Source organism: Bacillus inaquosorum (genome assembly GCF_023238325.1).
GTDB classification, from domain to species: Bacteria; Bacillota; Bacilli; order Bacillales; family Bacillaceae; genus Bacillus; species Bacillus inaquosorum.
Map to the genome: position 1 here is coordinate 1,793,255 of NZ_CP096592.1, position 16,647 is coordinate 1,809,901.

The window sequence follows — 16,647 nt, forward strand, 5'->3', positions numbered from 1 at the left end:
GATTTAAAGTTGCATATTGTTTTCTATTTAAATAATGACGTTCATCATAAAGAATGAAATGTTGAAAGCCAAATAAAGACAGCTGCAAAAACAAAATTGAAATACTTGAAGAGAGAGAACACCTCTTGAGGGGGATGAAAATGTCTGATTATCTAGTCATCGTGGAATCGCCCGCTAAGGCGAAAACGATTGAACGTTACTTAGGTAAAAAATATAAAGTAAAAGCATCAATGGGACATGTCCGGGATCTTCCAAAAAGTCAAATGGGAGTTGACATAGAACAGAATTTTGAGCCGAAATACATTACCATTCGAGGTAAAGGGCCGGTATTAAAAGAGCTGAAAACGGCTGCAAAAAAAGCCAAAAAAGTGTATCTCGCAGCCGACCCCGACAGAGAAGGAGAAGCGATTGCATGGCACTTGGCACACAGCCTTGATTTAGATCTCAATTCAGACTGCCGCGTGGTGTTTAACGAAATTACAAAAGACGCCATTAAGGAATCGTTTAAGCATCCTCGCATGATCAATATGGATTTAGTGGATGCACAGCAGGCGAGACGTATTTTAGACAGGCTTGTCGGATATAAAATCAGTCCAATCCTATGGAAAAAAGTCAAAAAAGGCCTTAGCGCAGGCCGCGTACAATCCGTTGCCCTCCGCTTGATTATTGACCGTGAAAAAGAGATTAACGACTTTAAGCCAGAGGAATATTGGACAATTGACGGTACGTTCTTGAAAGGACAGGAAACGTTCGAAGCGAGCTTTTTCGGAAAAAACGGCAAAAAACTTCCTTTAAAAAGTGAAGCCGATGTAAAAGACATTCTTTCTCAGCTCAAAGGCAATAAATATACAGTTGAAAAAGTAACGAAAAAGGAACGCAAACGTAATCCGGCCTTGCCTTTTACAACTTCCACCCTGCAGCAGGAAGCTGCGCGTAAGCTCAATTTCAGAGCGAAGAAAACGATGATGATTGCACAGCAATTATATGAAGGAATCGATCTTGGAAGAGAAGGAACTGTCGGTCTGATCACGTATATGAGAACGGATTCAACCCGTATTTCAAATACGGCTGTTGATGAAGCAGCTGCATTTATTGATCAGGCATACGGCAAAGAGTTCTTAGGCGGCAAACGAAAGCCTGCGAAAAAGAATGAAAATGCTCAGGACGCTCACGAAGCAATCCGCCCGACATCAGTTCTCAGAAAACCAAGTGAATTAAAAGCAGTACTTGGCAGAGATCAAATGAGATTGTATAAATTAATTTGGGAGCGCTTTGTTGCCAGCCAAATGGCACCTGCTGTTCTCGATACAATGAGTGTTGACCTGACAAACAATGGTTTGACATTTCGTGCAAATGGAAGTAAAGTCAAGTTTTCCGGGTTTATGAAGGTGTATGTTGAAGGAAAAGACGACCAAATGGAAGAAAAAGACCGGATGCTGCCTGACTTACAAGAAGGCGACACGGTATTAAAAAAAGATATAGAACCGGAGCAGCATTTTACCCAGCCGCCTCCGCGCTATACTGAGGCACGACTCGTTAAAACCCTTGAAGAACTCGGTATCGGCCGTCCTTCCACATATGCTCCGACGCTTGATACCATTCAGCGGCGCGGCTACGTGGGTTTGGATAATAAACGCTTTGTTCCGACTGAACTGGGACAGATCGTCCTTGACTTGATTATGGAATTTTTCCCTGAAATTATTAACGTTGAGTTTACAGCGAAAATGGAAAAAGACCTTGATCATGTTGAAGAAGGCAATACCGAATGGGTTAAGATTATTGATAACTTCTATACCGATTTTGAAAAACGGGTCAAAAAAGCAGAAGCGGAAATGAAGGAAGTTGAAATCGAACCGGAATATGCAGGAGAAGATTGTGAATTGTGCAGTTCTCCAATGGTATATAAAATGGGTCGGTACGGTAAATTCTTAGCGTGCTCCAACTTCCCGGACTGCCGGAACACAAAACCGATTGTGAAACAAATCGGCGTAAAGTGCCCGAGCTGCGGTGAAGGAAATATTGTGGAGCGAAAATCGAAAAAGAAACGGGTTTTTTACGGCTGTGACCGTTATCCGGACTGTGAATTCGTTTCCTGGGACAAACCAATTGAACGGAAATGCCCGAAATGCGGAAAAATGCTTGTCGAGAAAAAACTCAAAAAAGGCATACAAGTCCAATGCGTGGAATGCGATTATAAGGAAGAACCACAGAAGTAGCGGTGAGCAGGGTCTTGCTCACCTTCTTTGTGTGTTAAAAGAAGGCCTTGAATAATAAACTAGGAGATGTGAAAGATGAACCAACAAACAGTGAATGTAATCGGAGCCGGACTCGCAGGAAGTGAAGCAGCATGGCAGCTTGCCAAACGGGGAATTCAAGTCAAATTATATGAAATGCGCCCTGTTAAACAAACGCCTGCGCACCATACAGATAAATTTGCCGAGCTTGTGTGCAGCAACTCTCTGCGCTCCAACACGCTTGCTAACGCTGTCGGTGTATTAAAGGAAGAAATGCGGGCGCTTGATTCAGCCATCATCGCGGCTGCTGACGAATGTTCGGTCCCTGCCGGGGGCGCTCTCGCAGTTGACCGTCATGAATTTGCCGAAAGTGTGACAAATCGGGTAAAAAATCATCCAAACGTAACTGTTATTAATGAAGAAATGACAGAAATCCCACAAGGCCCTACCATTATCGCAACGGGTCCATTAACGTCAGAATCGCTGTCTGCCCAGCTGAAGGAGCTGACTGGAGAGGACTATTTATATTTTTATGATGCAGCGGCGCCGATTGTAGAAAAAGACAGCCTTGATATGGATAAAGTATACCTGAAATCCCGTTATGATAAAGGTGAAGCGGCGTATTTGAACTGCCCGATGACAGAAGAAGAGTTTGACCGTTTTCATGAAGCATTAACATCAGCAGAAACAGTCCCGTTAAAAGAATTTGAAAAAGAAATTTTCTTTGAAGGCTGCATGCCGATTGAAGTCATGGCAAAGCGGGGAAAGAAAACAATGCTTTTCGGACCGATGAAACCCGTTGGTTTAGAGCATCCTGTTACAGGAAAACGCCCTTATGCTGTTGTTCAGCTCAGACAGGATGATGCTGCAGGAACACTCTACAATATTGTAGGATTCCAGACTCATTTAAAGTGGGGAGACCAAAAGGAAGTTCTTAAGTTGATTCCAGGGCTTGAAAATGTAGAAATCGTGAGATACGGCGTGATGCACAGAAATACATTCATTAACTCTCCAAGCCTGTTAAAGCCGACTTATCAATTTAAAAACCGCAATGACCTGTTCTTTGCAGGCCAAATGACGGGAGTAGAAGGATATGTGGAATCAGCTGCCTCAGGACTGGTAGCAGGCATTAATGCGGCTAAACTTGTTTTAGGAGAAGAGCTTGTCACTTTCCCTCAGGAAACAGCGATAGGCAGCATGGCTCACTATATTACAACAACAAATCAGAAGAACTTCCAGCCGATGAATGCAAACTTTGGGCTTTTAAAAGAATTGCCTGTTAAAATTAAAAATAAAAAAGAGCGAAATGAACAATACGCGAACCGCGCAATTGAGACAATTCGAACAATTTCGAAAACAATATAGGTATTGATTGCAACTTGAACGCGATTTGTGATACCATTTAAAAGCCCTTTCTGGGGAGGTATTAGGCATGGAGAATGTTAAGAATTTCGTAAAGTTATTCGTTGAATATTTACAAATTGAAAAAAATTATTCACAATATACTATTGTGAATTATGTGGATTCAATTGAAGAATTCGAAACTTTCCTGCGCGTTCAAGGTATAAATGGATTTGAAAGAGCTGCATATCAAGATACTAGGATTTTTTTGACAGAAGCCTATGAAAAAGGTTTATCGAGACGAACAATAAGCAAAAAGATATCTGCATTGAGAAGCTTTTATAAGTTTCTGATGCGGGAAAAGCTTGTTGAAGAAAATCCGTTTCAGCTTGTTCATCTGCCGAAACAAGAGAAACGGATACCTAAGTTTCTATATCAAAAAGAGCTTGAGGAGCTGTTTGAAGTTTCAGATATAAGCCAGCCGGCCGGAATGAGGGATCAAGCGCTGTTAGAGCTTCTCTATGCGACCGGAATAAGGGTCAGTGAATGTTGTTCCATAAGTGTCAACGATATCGATTTATTTATGGACACTGTACTTGTTCACGGTAAAGGCAAGAAGCAGCGCTATATCCCCTTTGGGTCTTACGCCCGCGAAGCATTGAAGGTATATATGAATAGCGGAAGACAGTGCTTGCTGATGAAAGCAAAAGAACCTCATGATCTATTATTCGTGAATCAAAGAGGCGGACCGCTTACAGCCCGAGGCATCAGACATATTTTAAGCGGGCTTGTTCAAAAAGCGTCCGGCACTTTACATATCCATCCGCATATGCTTCGACATACGTTCGCTACTCATCTGTTAAACGAAGGAGCAGATTTGAGAAGCGTTCAAGAACTGCTCGGGCATTCCAATCTGTCTTCGACACAGATATACACGCATGTTTCGAAGGAAATGTTGAGAAACACATATATGTCGCACCATCCAAGAGCTTTTAAGAAAAATTAAAGGAGGCCCTTTATGTCATCTTTTCATGCGACCACAATATTTGCCGTCCAGCATAAGGGACGAAGCGCAATGTCCGGAGACGGCCAAGTGACATTTGGTCAGGCTGTTGTCATGAAACACACTGCGAGAAAAGTGAGAAAACTGTTTAACGGCAAGGTTCTTGCTGGGTTTGCGGGTTCTGTTGCAGACGCTTTCACTTTATTCGAAAAGTTTGAAGCTAAGCTTGAAGAGTATAACGGCAACTTAAAACGGGCAGCTGTTGAGCTTGCAAAGGAATGGCGCAGCGATAAAGTGCTTAGAAAGCTTGAAGCCATGCTGATTGTGATGAACCAGGATACTTTGCTTCTCGTATCGGGAACAGGCGAGGTGATCGAACCAGATGACGGCATTCTCGCGATTGGATCAGGAGGCAATTATGCATTGGCAGCCGGAAGAGCTTTGAAAAAGCATGCCGGTGAAAGCATGTCTGCAAGTGAGATTGCTAGAGCCGCGTTAGAAACAGCAGGCGAAATTTGTGTTTACACGAACGATCAAATCATACTGGAAGAGCTTGAATAGAAAGGACTTGAGGCGCATGGAAAAAAAACCGTTAACACCTAGACAGATAGTAGATCGGTTAGACCAATATATTGTCGGTCAGCAAAACGCTAAAAAAGCTGTCGCCGTGGCATTAAGAAACCGCTATAGAAGAAGTCTTCTGGATGAAAAGCTGAAGGACGAGGTCGTTCCGAAAAACATTTTAATGATGGGGCCTACCGGCGTTGGAAAAACTGAAATTGCCAGACGTATCGCCAAGCTTTCAGGTGCGCCATTTATTAAAATTGAAGCAACAAAATTCACCGAAGTCGGTTATGTAGGCAGAGATGTTGAATCAATGGTCAGAGATCTTGTGGAAACTTCTGTTCGGCTTATAAAAGAAGAGAAAATGAATGAAGTAAAGGAGCAGGCAGAAGAAAATGCAAACAAACGCATTGTTCGTCTGTTAGTTCCTGGGAAGAAAAAACAATCAGGCGTGAAAAATCCGTTTGAAATGTTTTTTGGCGGCAGCCAGCCGAATGGCGAAGATGAGGCGGAGAGCCAGGAAGAAGCAAACATTGAAGAAAAAAGAAAACGCATGGCGCATCAGCTGGCTTTAGGAGAGCTCGAAGACTATTATGTAACAGTAGAAGTCGAAGAGCAGCAGCCTTCTATGTTTGACATGCTGCAAGGCTCGGGTATGGAGCAGATGGGCATGAATATGCAGGACGCGCTGAGCGGATTAATGCCAAAGAAAAAGAAACGGCGCAAAATGACAGTCAGAGAAGCCAGAAAAGTCCTGACAAATGAAGAAGCAAGCAAACTCATCGATATGGATGAAGTCAGCCAGGAAGCTGTTCAGAGAGCAGAAGAGAGCGGCATTATCTTTATCGACGAGATCGATAAAATTGCAAAAAACGGCGGCGCGTCATCATCTGCCGATGTATCAAGAGAAGGCGTTCAGCGGGATATCCTCCCAATCGTTGAGGGTTCTACCGTTGTTACTAAATATGGTTCGGTAAAAACAGACCATGTGTTATTTATTGCAGCAGGAGCGTTTCATATGGCCAAACCGTCTGATTTAATTCCTGAGCTGCAGGGACGTTTCCCGATTCGTGTAGAACTGAGCAAACTCACGGTAGACGACTTCGTGAGAATTTTGGTTGAGCCGGATAATGCGCTGCTGAAACAATATCAGGCTTTATTGCAGACAGAAGGTATATCTCTTGAATTTTCTGACGAAGCTATTCATAAGATTGCTGAAGTTGCTTATCATGTGAACCAGGACACAGATAATATCGGTGCGAGACGCCTTCATACAATACTTGAACGCCTATTAGAAGATCTGTCGTTTGAGGCTCCTGATGTAACAATGGAGAAAATAACGATTACACCACAGTATGTCGAAGAAAAGCTCGGAACGATAGCCAAAAATAAAGATTTAAGTCAATTTATATTGTGAAAAATTTAATAAGAGGAATGTTTAGGAGGATTATTTATCATGGCTTTATTACAAAAAACAAGAATTATTAACTCCATGCTGCAAGCTGCGGCAGGGAAACCAGTAAACTTCAAGGAAATGGCGGAGACGCTGCGGGATGTAATTGATTCCAATATTTTCGTTGTGAGCCGCAGAGGCAAACTCCTTGGATATTCTATTAACCAGCAAATTGAAAATGATCGTATGAAAAAAATGCTTGAGGATCGTCAATTCCCTGAAGAATATACGAAAAATCTGTTTAACGTCCCTGAAACATCTTCTAACTTGGACATTAATAGTGAATATACTGCTTTTCCTGTTGAGAATAGAGACCTGTTCCAAGCTGGTTTAACAACAATTGTACCGATCATCGGAGGCGGAGAAAGATTAGGAACCCTCATTCTTTCACGTTTACAGGATCAATTTCATGATGATGATTTAATTCTCGCTGAATACGGCGCTACAGTTGTCGGCATGGAAATTCTGAGAGAAAAAGCAGAAGAAATCGAAGAGGAAGCGAGAAGCAAAGCTGTCGTACAAATGGCTATCAGCTCTCTTTCTTACAGTGAGCTTGAAGCAATTGAGCACATTTTTGAAGAGCTTGACGGAAACGAAGGCCTTCTCGTTGCAAGTAAAATCGCAGACCGCGTCGGCATTACCCGCTCTGTGATTGTTAATGCACTCAGAAAGCTGGAAAGCGCCGGTGTCATCGAGTCAAGATCATTAGGAATGAAAGGTACTTATATCAAAGTCCTTAACAACAAATTCCTAATTGAATTAGAAAATCTAAAATCTCATTAATCACCGAAAGAACCCCTTAAAAAGGGGTTCTTTTTTATACTCAAATAAAGGAAATTGATAAGCTTTATTTCCTGGGTTGAAAGTCTTTCTTTGTAATAATTTTAATAAAATTTACATTTTTCTTCAAATAGACATAAAAATGACGAAAATAATAAAGAAAAAACAGAAATTCTGCTATTTTCAGGCTTATATCAAAGCGAAAAACATAGTTCAAATAATCTAGGACTATGTACCTAGTTGCAAAATAGATAATTGTGAGGACATTTTTTTACACGAACTTCATAGACTTTATGCCTGTTATTTCTTACAATAAGCATATAGTTTTACAATTCTCGACAAGGATATTGAGGGTGAAAAAAACTGAAATGGAGGTAAGTGGATTTGAGCTTATTTTCTGGAACGATACAAAATCTTGAAAATGCCTTGAACAGAGCGGATATTAAGCAAAAAGTCATAACTAATAATATCGCTAATATAGATACACCGAACTATAAGGCAAAAAAAGTCTCTTTCCAAAATTTATTAGATCAAGAATCCTCGCGTCTTGATGCGATAAAAACAGACTATCGTCATATTGATTTTTCTGATACTGATTCGAATTATTCAATTGTAACAAGCGGGAATACATCGTATCAGCAAAATGGAAACAATGTTGATGTTGACAAAGAGATGACGGAATTAGCACAAAACCAAATCAACTATCAAGCTTTAGTTGAAAGAATGAACGGTAAATTTAATTCGCTGAAGACCGTATTAACAGGAGGAAAATGATGACAGCTTTTCATAGCTTAAATGTTTCAGCATCAGCTTTAACAGCTCAGCGTGTCAGAATGGACGTTGTATCGTCTAACTTGGCTAATATGGATACGACAAGAGCTAAGCAAGTGGATGGAGAGTGGGTGCCTTACAGAAGAAAAATGGTTTCCCTTCAGTCAAAAGGTGAATCGTTCTCTTCCATTCTCAATTCACAAATGAGCGGAAGCGGCAATGCAGGAAACGGTGTAAAGGTTTCAAAAATCACGGAAGATGATTCGGATTTTAATCTTGTCTATGATCCGACAGACCCTGATGCAAACGCTGAAGGATATGTACAAAAGCCTAATGTTGATCCATTGAAAGAAATGGTTGACCTTGTCAGCAGCACAAGATCATATGAGGCGAATGTGACAGCGATGAATGCCACAAAGGGAATGCTGATGAAGGCGTTAGAAATCGGAAAGTAAGGTGAATAAATGTGATTAATGCAATTTCTCCTTTTCAGGTTCAAAATACTCAAAACACTCAAAATGCAACAAATCAAGTAAACAATAGCCAAAAAACAGATTCTTCAAATCAAACAAGCTTTTCGGAGCTTTTAAAAAACTCTATTAGTTCGTTAAATGAGTCCCAAGTAGCTTCTGACAACATGACTAATGCCTTGGCAGCAGGAAAAGATGTAAATCTTGATGAGGTCATGATCGCCGCTCAAAAAGCAAGCATCTCTCTAACTGCTGCAACAGAGTTCCGCAATAAAGCTGTGGAAGCCTATCAGGAGATTATGAGAATGCAAATGTAGGGGGTCTGACGATTAAGAGAAAGAGTGGAATGACCGGGGGTTAACATGAATCGTACTCTAATGCAAATGAAAAACAAAACGAGTGAGTTTTGGAAAAATAGATCTAAGTTACAAAAGATTTTAATGATTAGTGCTTTAGCGGCAATTATTATTATTGGAATTATTATTAGTGTTTTTGCTTCCAGCACACAAATGGCGCCGCTGTACAAAGATTTGTCTGCCGAAGAAGCAGGGCAAATCAAAGAAGAACTCGATGCAAAAAAAGTGCCAAACGAACTTTCAAACGGCGGTACAGTGATTAGCGTTCCGGAGGATCAGGTTGATTCATTGAAAGTGCAGATGGCTGCAGAAGGACTTCCTAAAACCGGATCAATCGATTATTCGTTTTTTGGGCAGAATGCCGGTTTTGGTTTGACAGACAATGAGTTTGATATGGTCAAAGTAAAAGCAACACAGACAGAACTATCAAATTTGATCAATGAAATGGACGGTATCAAAAATTCAAAAGTAATGATTAACCTTCCGAAAGACGCTGTGTTTGTCGGTGAGGAGCAGTCTGCAGCATCTGCGTCAATCGTTCTGCAGATTCAACCGGGCTATACACTTGATCAAAGCCAGATCAACGGATTGTATCATTTGGTATCGAAAAGCGTGCCGAACTTAAAAGAAGATAACATCGTCATCATGGACCAAAATTCTACATACTACGACAAGTCAGACAGCGATGCAGGGTCCTACGCGGATAGTTATTCTTCTCAGCAAGGAATTAAGTCCCAAGTTGAAAAAGATATTCAAAAACATGTTCAGTCATTGCTTGGAACGATGATGGGACAAGATAAAGTCGTTGTCTCCGTGACAGCTGACATTGATTTCACAAAAGAAAATCGCACAGAAGACATTGTTGAACCTGTTGATAAAGAAAACATGGAAGGTATTGCAGTCAGCGCGGAAAAGGTTTCTGAAACATACCAGGGTGATGGTGCAGCCAATGGCGGAACTGCCGGAACCGGCGACGAAGATGTAACAAACTATAAAGCTGACGGCGAAAATACCGAAAGCGGGAACTACGAAAAGAGCAGTAATAAAATCAATTACGAAGTTAACCGTATCCATAAAGAAATCGCTGAAAGCCCTTATAAGGTCAGAGATTTAGGGATTCAAGTCATGGTAGAGCCGCCTGATGCCAAAAACACAGCGTCGCTATCAACTGAAAGACAGGATGATATACAAAAAATCCTTTCAACTGTTGTCAGAACATCACTGGATAAGGATGCAACACAAAACCAGAACCTTTCTGATGAAGATATCAATAATAAAATTGTGGTCTCCGTTCAGCCATTTGACGGAAAAGTCAACTTGGATACAAATACGGAAAAATCCTCAGGTATACCGCTGTGGGCATACATCATAGGCGCTGTTTTAATCGCAGCGATCATTGTTCTCATCATTATGCTAGTGAGAAAGAAACGGGCGCAAGAGGATGAATATGAAGAATATGAATATGAGGTTCCTCAAGAACCGATCAATCTGCCTGATATCAACGAAGAGGAAAATGAAACAGCGGAAACAGTCAGACGAAAACAGCTTGAAAAAATGGCGAAAGACAAGCCAGAAGATTTTGCAAAACTGCTGAGAAGCTGGCTGGCCGAGGATTAGGAGGAATTAGAAATGGCGAGACGTGATCAAGATAAGCTTACAGGAAAACAAAAAGCAGCCATTCTCATGATTTCCTTGGGGTTAGATGTGTCAGCTTCTGTATATAAGCACTTAACCGATGAAGAAATTGAAAGGCTTACCCTGGAAATATCGGGTGTTCGAAGTGTTGATCATCAAAAAAAGGATGAAATTATAGAAGAATTTCATAATATAGCCATTGCGCAAGATTATATTTCTCAGGGCGGTCTAAGCTATGCAAGACAAGTTCTTGAGAAGGCGCTTGGAGAGGATAAGGCGGAAAACATTCTAAACAGGCTGACTTCATCTTTACAGGTTAAACCATTTGATTTTGCCAGAAAAGCGGAGCCTGAACAAATTTTGAATTTTATACAGCAAGAGCATCCGCAGACGATGGCTTTAATCTTGTCTTATTTAGATCCTGTGCAAGCCGGACAAATTTTATCCGAGCTGAATCCTGAGGTACAGGCTGAGGTCGCAAGAAGAATCGCGGTCATGGACAGAACGTCACCTGAAATTATTAATGAGGTAGAACGGATTCTGGAACAAAAATTATCTTCTGCATTTACTCAGGATTATACACAAACAGGCGGAATTGAAGCTGTTGTTGAAGTGTTAAACGGGGTAGACAGAGGAACAGAGAAGACGATCTTAGATTCATTGGAAATTCAGGATCCTGATCTTGCTGAAGAAATTAAAAAGCGGATGTTTGTCTTCGAAGATATTGTTACACTTGATAACCGCGCAATTCAGAGAGTCATTCGCGATGTTGAAAACGACGATCTGCTCCTTTCATTAAAGGTTGCAAGCGAGGAAGTCAAAGAAATTGTATTCAACAATATGTCACAGCGTATGGTTGAAACCTTTAAAGAAGAAATGGAATTCATGGGCCCTGTACGCTTGAAAGATGTAGAAGAAGCTCAATCAAGAATTGTAAGCATCGTCAGAAAGCTTGAAGAAGCCGGTGAAATTGTGATAGCAAGAGGCGGAGGGGACGATATTATTGTCTAATATCATTAAACAAGAATCATCTTTTTCTCCACAAAAGGAAAGAAGAAAACTCTCTGTACAAGAGGTGCGTATCGATCATTCTCACCTTTTGCAGGCTGAAGAGAATCCGGAAGCGCTTATCGCCCGAGTGAAAGAGGAAGCTGACCGGATTTCAGAGCAGGCCAACAGTCATATAGAAACTATTCGCCGTCAAATTGAGCAGGAAAAAAATGATTGGGCAGCTGAAAAACAAAAGCTTATTGAGGAAGCAAAAGCCGAGGGTTTTGAACAAGGTGTGGCATTAGGCAAAGCGGAGGCGCTTCAACAGTATTCCGAGCTTATCGACCAAGCAAACAGCATAACTGAAATGTCCAGAAAAGCTGTTGAGGACAAGCTTGAAGACGCTTCTGAAGAAATCGTTGAGCTTGCCGTTGCACTGGCTAAAAAAGTATGGCAGCAAAAATCTGATGATAAAGAGGCTTTTCTCCTGCTAGTGAAACAGGTTGTAAACGAAGTAAAGGAATATGACGATATCTCAATATATGTAGACCCATATTACTATGAGACAGTCTTTCAGCAAAAAGATGAAATTCTGCAGCTTCTTTATAAAGAATGCCGGCTTGGCATATATGCTGATGAAAAAGCTCAAAAAGGATCTTGTTATATAGAAACTCCTTTTGGCAGAGTGGATGCGAGTGTTGACACACAACTAATGCAATTGAAAGATAAACTTCTGACAGTGCTGGAAGCGGGTGCAGCTGAATGAAGACACAGAGTCTGATAGATTGTATAGAAATGACGGACTCGTATAAACGGTACGGAAAAGTCAAGCGGGTGATCGGCCTGATGATTGAATCAAAAGGGCCTGCAAGCTCAATTGGCGACGTGTGCCTGATTTATGCAAAAGGACAATCTGGTAAAGTCATTAAAGCTGAGGTTGTCGGCTTCCAGGAAGAAAATATTTTGCTTATGCCTTATTTAGAGGCTGCAAGCATTGCGCCCGGCAGTATTGTAGAAGCCACTGGTGAATCTCTTCGGGTTAAAGTCGGAGCAGGACTTATCGGACAGGTTATCGATGCTTTTGGCGAGCCGCTTGACGGAAAACTGCTGCCGAAAGGGCTCTCGCCTGTATCGACGGAGCAATCACCGCCCAACCCGATGAAACGGCCGCCTATCCGTGAAAAGATGGGTGTAGGAGTCAGATCAATTGACAGCTTGCTGACAGTCGGTAAAGGCCAACGGATTGGCATTTTTGCAGGAAGCGGTGTCGGAAAAAGCACATTAATGGGGATGATAGCCAAGCAGACAGAGGCTGACTTAAACGTCATTGCACTTGTCGGGGAACGTGGGCGAGAGGTTCGGGAGTTTATTGAAAAAGATCTTGGGGAAGAGGGGCTGAAACGATCGATTGTGGTCGTTGCCACCTCAGATCAGCCAGCATTAATGAGATTGAAAGCGGCATATACAGCGACGGCAATTGCCGAGTATTTCCGCGATAAAGGCCAAAATGTCATGTTTATGATGGATTCTGTTACAAGGGTGGCAATGGCGCAGCGTGAGATTGGACTGGCTGCCGGAGAACCTCCGACGACAAAAGGCTATACACCTTCTGTGTTCGCTATTTTACCTCGTTTATTAGAGCGAACAGGTGCAAATGAGCACGGAACCATTACGGCGTTTTATACAGTATTGGTAGACGGGGATGACATGAATGAGCCGATTGCGGACACTGTTCGCGGAATTTTAGACGGACATATTGTGTTGGACAGGGCGCTTGCCAATAAAGGCCAGTTTCCTGCAGTTAATGTACTAAAAAGCATCAGCAGGGTGATGTCAAACATATCGACAAGACAACATCTGGATGCAGCAAATAAATTCCGTGAACTTTTATCAACATATCAAAATTCAGAAGATCTCATTAATATCGGAGCTTACAAAAGAGGATCCTCAAGAGAAATTGATGAAGCGATACAATTTTATCCGCAGCTTATTCAATTTTTAAAACAGGGAACAGACGAATCAGCATTATTGGAAGAAAGCATTGCTGCATTAACTAGTTTGACAGGAAATGAGGAATAAACGTGGCTTATCAATTTAGATTCCAAAAGCTGCTGGAACTAAAAGAAAATGAGAAAGATCAATCCTTATCCGAGTATCAGCAATCAGTTTCTGAATTTGAAAATGTTGCTGAAAAATTATATGAGAATATGAGCAAAAAGGAATTGCTTGAACAAAATAAGGAAAAGAAATTGAAAAGCGGCATGAGTGTACAAGAAATGAGGCATTACCAGCAATTTGTCTCAAACCTTGAAAACACGATCTATCACTATCAAAAGCTTGTCATTATGAAAAGAAATCAAATGAATCAAAAACAAGAAATTTTGACAGAGAAAAATATAGAAGTAAAAAAGTTTGAAAAAATGCGTGAAAAACAGTTTAAAATGTTTGCTCTTGAAGACAAAGCTGCAGAGATGAAAGAAATGGACGATATTTCGATCAAGCAGTTTATGATTCAAGGCCATTAGGAGCGAATGTAATGTCCGGCAAAAAGAAAGAATCAGGTAAGTTCCGTTCGGTTTTGCTTATCATTATCCTTCCGCTGATGTTTCTTCTAATCGCTGGGGGGATTGTTCTTTGGGCTGCTGGTGTCAATGTCTTAAAGCCGATACAGGAAGCTGCGGCAAAAACGCCGGTTCTTAAAGAATTGGTTCCTGAAACCGAAAATAAAAAAGACACAGCATCAAATAAGGATAGCAGTAATACGGCAGCTCTGGAAAAGACCATTAAGGACCAAAAAAGTGAAATTAGTATATTGAATAAAGATTTAGAAACAAGTAAATCTGAAATCGACAGGCTCAATCAAAAGATCCGTTCACTTGAAAAGACGGCGGAGGATCAAAAAAAGTCATCAGAAGATAATCCTGAAGAAACATCAGGTTCGAATTCTTCTTCTAAGGATGACAAAGTGATCAGTGTATATAAAAGCATGGACAGCGGAAAGGCTGCTAAAATTATTGCCCAATTAAAGGAGCAAGAAGCGCTGAAAATATTGAATGGTCTAAGCAAAAAACAGCTTGCTGACATCTTGGCGAAAATGACTCCTGAGCAAGCAGCAACCTATACAGAAAAAATTGCTGCCAGCCAAGAATAGGGGGAATTGAAGGTGAAGCTGCTTGAATTGGCGGGACCTTTGCTGCAAACCACAGCGGGTACTGCTGCTAAAACCATGAAAAGTAGCCAGGGAGTTTTTCAAAACTGGCTGATGTCTGAGGCCGGATTGAAGGAAATCTCAGAACAAGGAAAGGGAACCTCTACTTCCGGTCAGCTTTTGGCAGATGCGCTTAAAAAGATCAGTGATTGGCTAAATGCAAGTCCTGAAGATCAAGACAAACAAAAGGCGGAACTTCTGCAAACATTAAACAAACTTACAGGGGAGCAGTTGGATGAAACTGCTCAGCGAATGCTGCAGAATCTGTTGCAAGCAGTTGAATCAAAAGTGTCCGGCGGGACAGATCAATTACTCGCAGAAGCAGACAAAATCATTTCAGAAGGTAAAACGGCTTTGGCAACCAATGACTCTGCTACTGACATTAATAGAGAACTGAAGACTGATACAGAGCAATCAAATCAGGAGAATGAAGGATCTGAGGATGATAAAGAACTTATCCTTATCCAGATGTTCATTAGTCAGCTGCTAGAAGGGAATAAGCTGTCTGACCGCGGAAAGGGAAATGAAGCTCATGTCATTTACCAGAATGGTGATCAATTTCTTTCTGCATTAGAAAAAAAGGGCGTATCTCAACAGCTCATTCAGGATCTTAAACAGCAAATATTCACTAAAGATGAGTCAAGTTCAAAACTTTATTCGATGACAGCGTCAGAGCTGAAAAGCTTTCAAAGCTTAATGGAACAAATGTCTATGCTTCCTCAAAAAGGGACCAAAGAATGGAATTTAGCTGAAAGTCAGCTGAAAGCTTTCCTGTTATCGAAATCATCCGAATCATCGCAAGACTTTGGAAAGCGTGCCCTCTCACCGCTCTCACAGAGTTCATCCAGCAAAAGTGGACCGGATGCTTCTGGAAGTATTCAGCCTGTAGATAGTAAATCAGGACTCCAAATGCTGTTTTCAGGATACCGGAACACTGGAGTTCAAACACTGGATCTGCAGCAGCTCTCAACTGATTTACCGACTGCTGAAACAAAAACGGTGGCTGATCAAGTGATCAATGCATGGAAGCAGATGAAATATACGCCTTTCGGCAGATCGACGGGAAGTTTCACCATTCGGCTGAACCCTGAACATTTAGGATTTGTCACAATCAAGCTGACAAATGAAAATGGGATCTTTCAGAGTAAAATCATTGCATCGAGCCAATCAGCAAAGGAACTGCTTGAACAGCATCTTCCTCAGCTGAAGCAATCATTGCCGAATATGGCCGTTCAAGTTGACCGTTTTACTCTCCCGGTCCAAACCGGAGATCAGCCGATATACGGCCAGCTTGCTGATGAACAGAAACAGCAGCAAGAGGGGCAGAGACAGCAAAGACAGAAAAAGCAATCAAATGATTTCGGCGATCTGCTCGATGAAGTGTCGATGGTTGAAATGGAGGAAGAAGAATGACTTCTATAAGTTCAGAATATAAGCTGCCTGAAAAAACAAGCACTGTGACGACTAGCAATAGCAGCTTGGGGAAAGATGAGTTCTTAAAGATATTAATGACTCAAGTCCAAAACCAAGATCCGCTCAACCCGGTTGATGACAAAGAATTTATCAGTCAGATGGCGACTTTTTCAAGCTTGGAGCAAATGATGAACATGAATAAGACCATGACTCAATTTGTTGAAAATCAAGATCCGTTTACTTCGTATGTTGATTGGTTGGGAAAAGAAGTATCTTGGACTGATGGTCAAAGTACAACAGATAAAACTGGCACAGTAAGCTCTGTTAAACATTCTCAAGGAAACTATTATCTCATTCTTGATGATGGGACCGAGATCAATCCGTGGAATGTAATGTCTGTAGCACAGTCTTCGAAATAAAAAATCTGGG

At 41.4% G+C, this 16,647-nt stretch carries 17 protein-coding genes; all 17 read left to right on the forward strand.

Annotation, left to right across the window (positions count from 1 at the left end; genetic code table 11):
* The first annotated feature begins 140 nt into the window (after window positions 1-140).
* On the forward strand, window positions 141-2,216 hold the full coding sequence (gene topA / locus M1M80_RS08880) for a type I DNA topoisomerase (protein WP_003238559.1): 2,076 nt from the start codon (window positions 141-143) through the stop codon (window positions 2,214-2,216).
* Window positions 2,217-2,291: 75 nt separating this feature from the next.
* Complete coding sequence (trmFO, locus tag M1M80_RS08885; protein ID WP_060398623.1) at window positions 2,292-3,599, forward strand: FADH(2)-oxidizing methylenetetrahydrofolate--tRNA-(uracil(54)-C(5))-methyltransferase TrmFO; 1,308 nt, start codon at window positions 2,292-2,294, stop codon at window positions 3,597-3,599.
* Window positions 3,600-3,666: 67 nt separating this feature from the next.
* Complete coding sequence (gene xerC, locus M1M80_RS08890; RefSeq protein ID WP_060398624.1) at window positions 3,667-4,581, forward strand: tyrosine recombinase XerC; 915 nt, start codon at window positions 3,667-3,669, stop codon at window positions 4,579-4,581.
* Between the two features lie 12 nt (window positions 4,582-4,593).
* On the forward strand, window positions 4,594-5,139 hold the full coding sequence (clpQ, locus tag M1M80_RS08895; protein ID WP_003238555.1) for an ATP-dependent protease subunit ClpQ: 546 nt from the start codon (window positions 4,594-4,596) through the stop codon (window positions 5,137-5,139).
* 16 nt (window positions 5,140-5,155) lie between these two features.
* Window positions 5,156-6,559, forward strand: coding sequence for an HslU--HslV peptidase ATPase subunit (gene hslU / locus M1M80_RS08900; protein WP_019258392.1), 1,404 nt, complete (start codon window positions 5,156-5,158; stop codon window positions 6,557-6,559).
* Between the two features lie 39 nt (window positions 6,560-6,598).
* Entirely contained in the window at window positions 6,599-7,378 is a 780-nt protein-coding gene (gene codY / locus M1M80_RS08905; protein WP_003238551.1) for a GTP-sensing pleiotropic transcriptional regulator CodY, read from the forward strand.
* Between the two features lie 381 nt (window positions 7,379-7,759).
* Window positions 7,760-8,149 (forward strand): flagellar basal body rod protein FlgB, encoded by a 390-nt coding sequence (flgB, locus tag M1M80_RS08910; protein WP_060398625.1) that lies wholly within the window; start codon window positions 7,760-7,762, stop codon window positions 8,147-8,149.
* Window positions 8,149-8,601 carry a flagellar basal body rod protein FlgC gene (flgC, locus tag M1M80_RS08915; protein WP_003238546.1) on the forward strand — a complete coding sequence of 151 codons (453 nt, stop codon included), beginning with the start codon at window positions 8,149-8,151 and terminating at the stop codon, window positions 8,599-8,601. The genes flgB and flgC overlap by 1 nt, the downstream gene beginning before the upstream one ends.
* An 11-nt stretch (window positions 8,602-8,612) precedes the next feature.
* On the forward strand, window positions 8,613-8,933 hold the full coding sequence (gene fliE, locus M1M80_RS08920; RefSeq protein ID WP_003238544.1) for a flagellar hook-basal body complex protein FliE: 321 nt from the start codon (window positions 8,613-8,615) through the stop codon (window positions 8,931-8,933).
* Window positions 8,934-8,978: 45 nt separating this feature from the next.
* Window positions 8,979-10,589, forward strand: coding sequence for a flagellar basal-body MS-ring/collar protein FliF (fliF, locus tag M1M80_RS08925; RefSeq protein WP_080429004.1), 1,611 nt, complete (start codon window positions 8,979-8,981; stop codon window positions 10,587-10,589).
* A 12-nt stretch (window positions 10,590-10,601) separates the two neighbouring features.
* Complete coding sequence (gene fliG, locus M1M80_RS08930) at window positions 10,602-11,618, forward strand: flagellar motor switch protein FliG (RefSeq protein ID WP_003231981.1); 1,017 nt, start codon at window positions 10,602-10,604, stop codon at window positions 11,616-11,618.
* A complete protein-coding gene (gene fliH, locus M1M80_RS08935; RefSeq protein ID WP_060398627.1) occupies window positions 11,611-12,363 on the forward strand; it encodes a flagellar assembly protein FliH in 753 nt (250 codons plus the stop codon). The genes fliG and fliH overlap by 8 nt, the downstream gene beginning before the upstream one ends.
* Window positions 12,360-13,676 (forward strand): flagellar protein export ATPase FliI, encoded by a 1,317-nt coding sequence (gene fliI, locus M1M80_RS08940; protein WP_019258397.1) that lies wholly within the window; start codon window positions 12,360-12,362, stop codon window positions 13,674-13,676. The genes fliH and fliI overlap by 4 nt, the downstream gene beginning before the upstream one ends.
* Before the next feature lie 2 nt (window positions 13,677-13,678).
* The gene (fliJ, locus tag M1M80_RS08945) at window positions 13,679-14,122 is read left to right on the forward strand and encodes a flagellar export protein FliJ (protein WP_003238536.1); all 444 of its coding nucleotides are present in this window, start codon (window positions 13,679-13,681) and stop codon (window positions 14,120-14,122) included.
* 11 nt (window positions 14,123-14,133) lie between these two features.
* Window positions 14,134-14,748, forward strand: a complete 615-nt coding sequence (locus tag M1M80_RS08950; protein ID WP_019258398.1) for a MotE family protein — start codon at window positions 14,134-14,136, stop codon at window positions 14,746-14,748.
* A 12-nt stretch (window positions 14,749-14,760) separates the two neighbouring features.
* Window positions 14,761-16,218, forward strand: a complete 1,458-nt coding sequence (locus M1M80_RS08955; RefSeq protein ID WP_060398628.1) for a flagellar hook-length control protein FliK — start codon at window positions 14,761-14,763, stop codon at window positions 16,216-16,218.
* Window positions 16,215-16,637: a flagellar hook assembly protein FlgD gene (flgD, locus tag M1M80_RS08960; RefSeq protein ID WP_003238531.1), complete on the forward strand. Its 423-nt coding sequence runs from the start codon at window positions 16,215-16,217 to the stop codon at window positions 16,635-16,637. Before M1M80_RS08955 ends, flgD begins: the two co-directional genes overlap by 4 nt.
* Window positions 16,638-16,647: the final 10 nt, after the last annotated feature.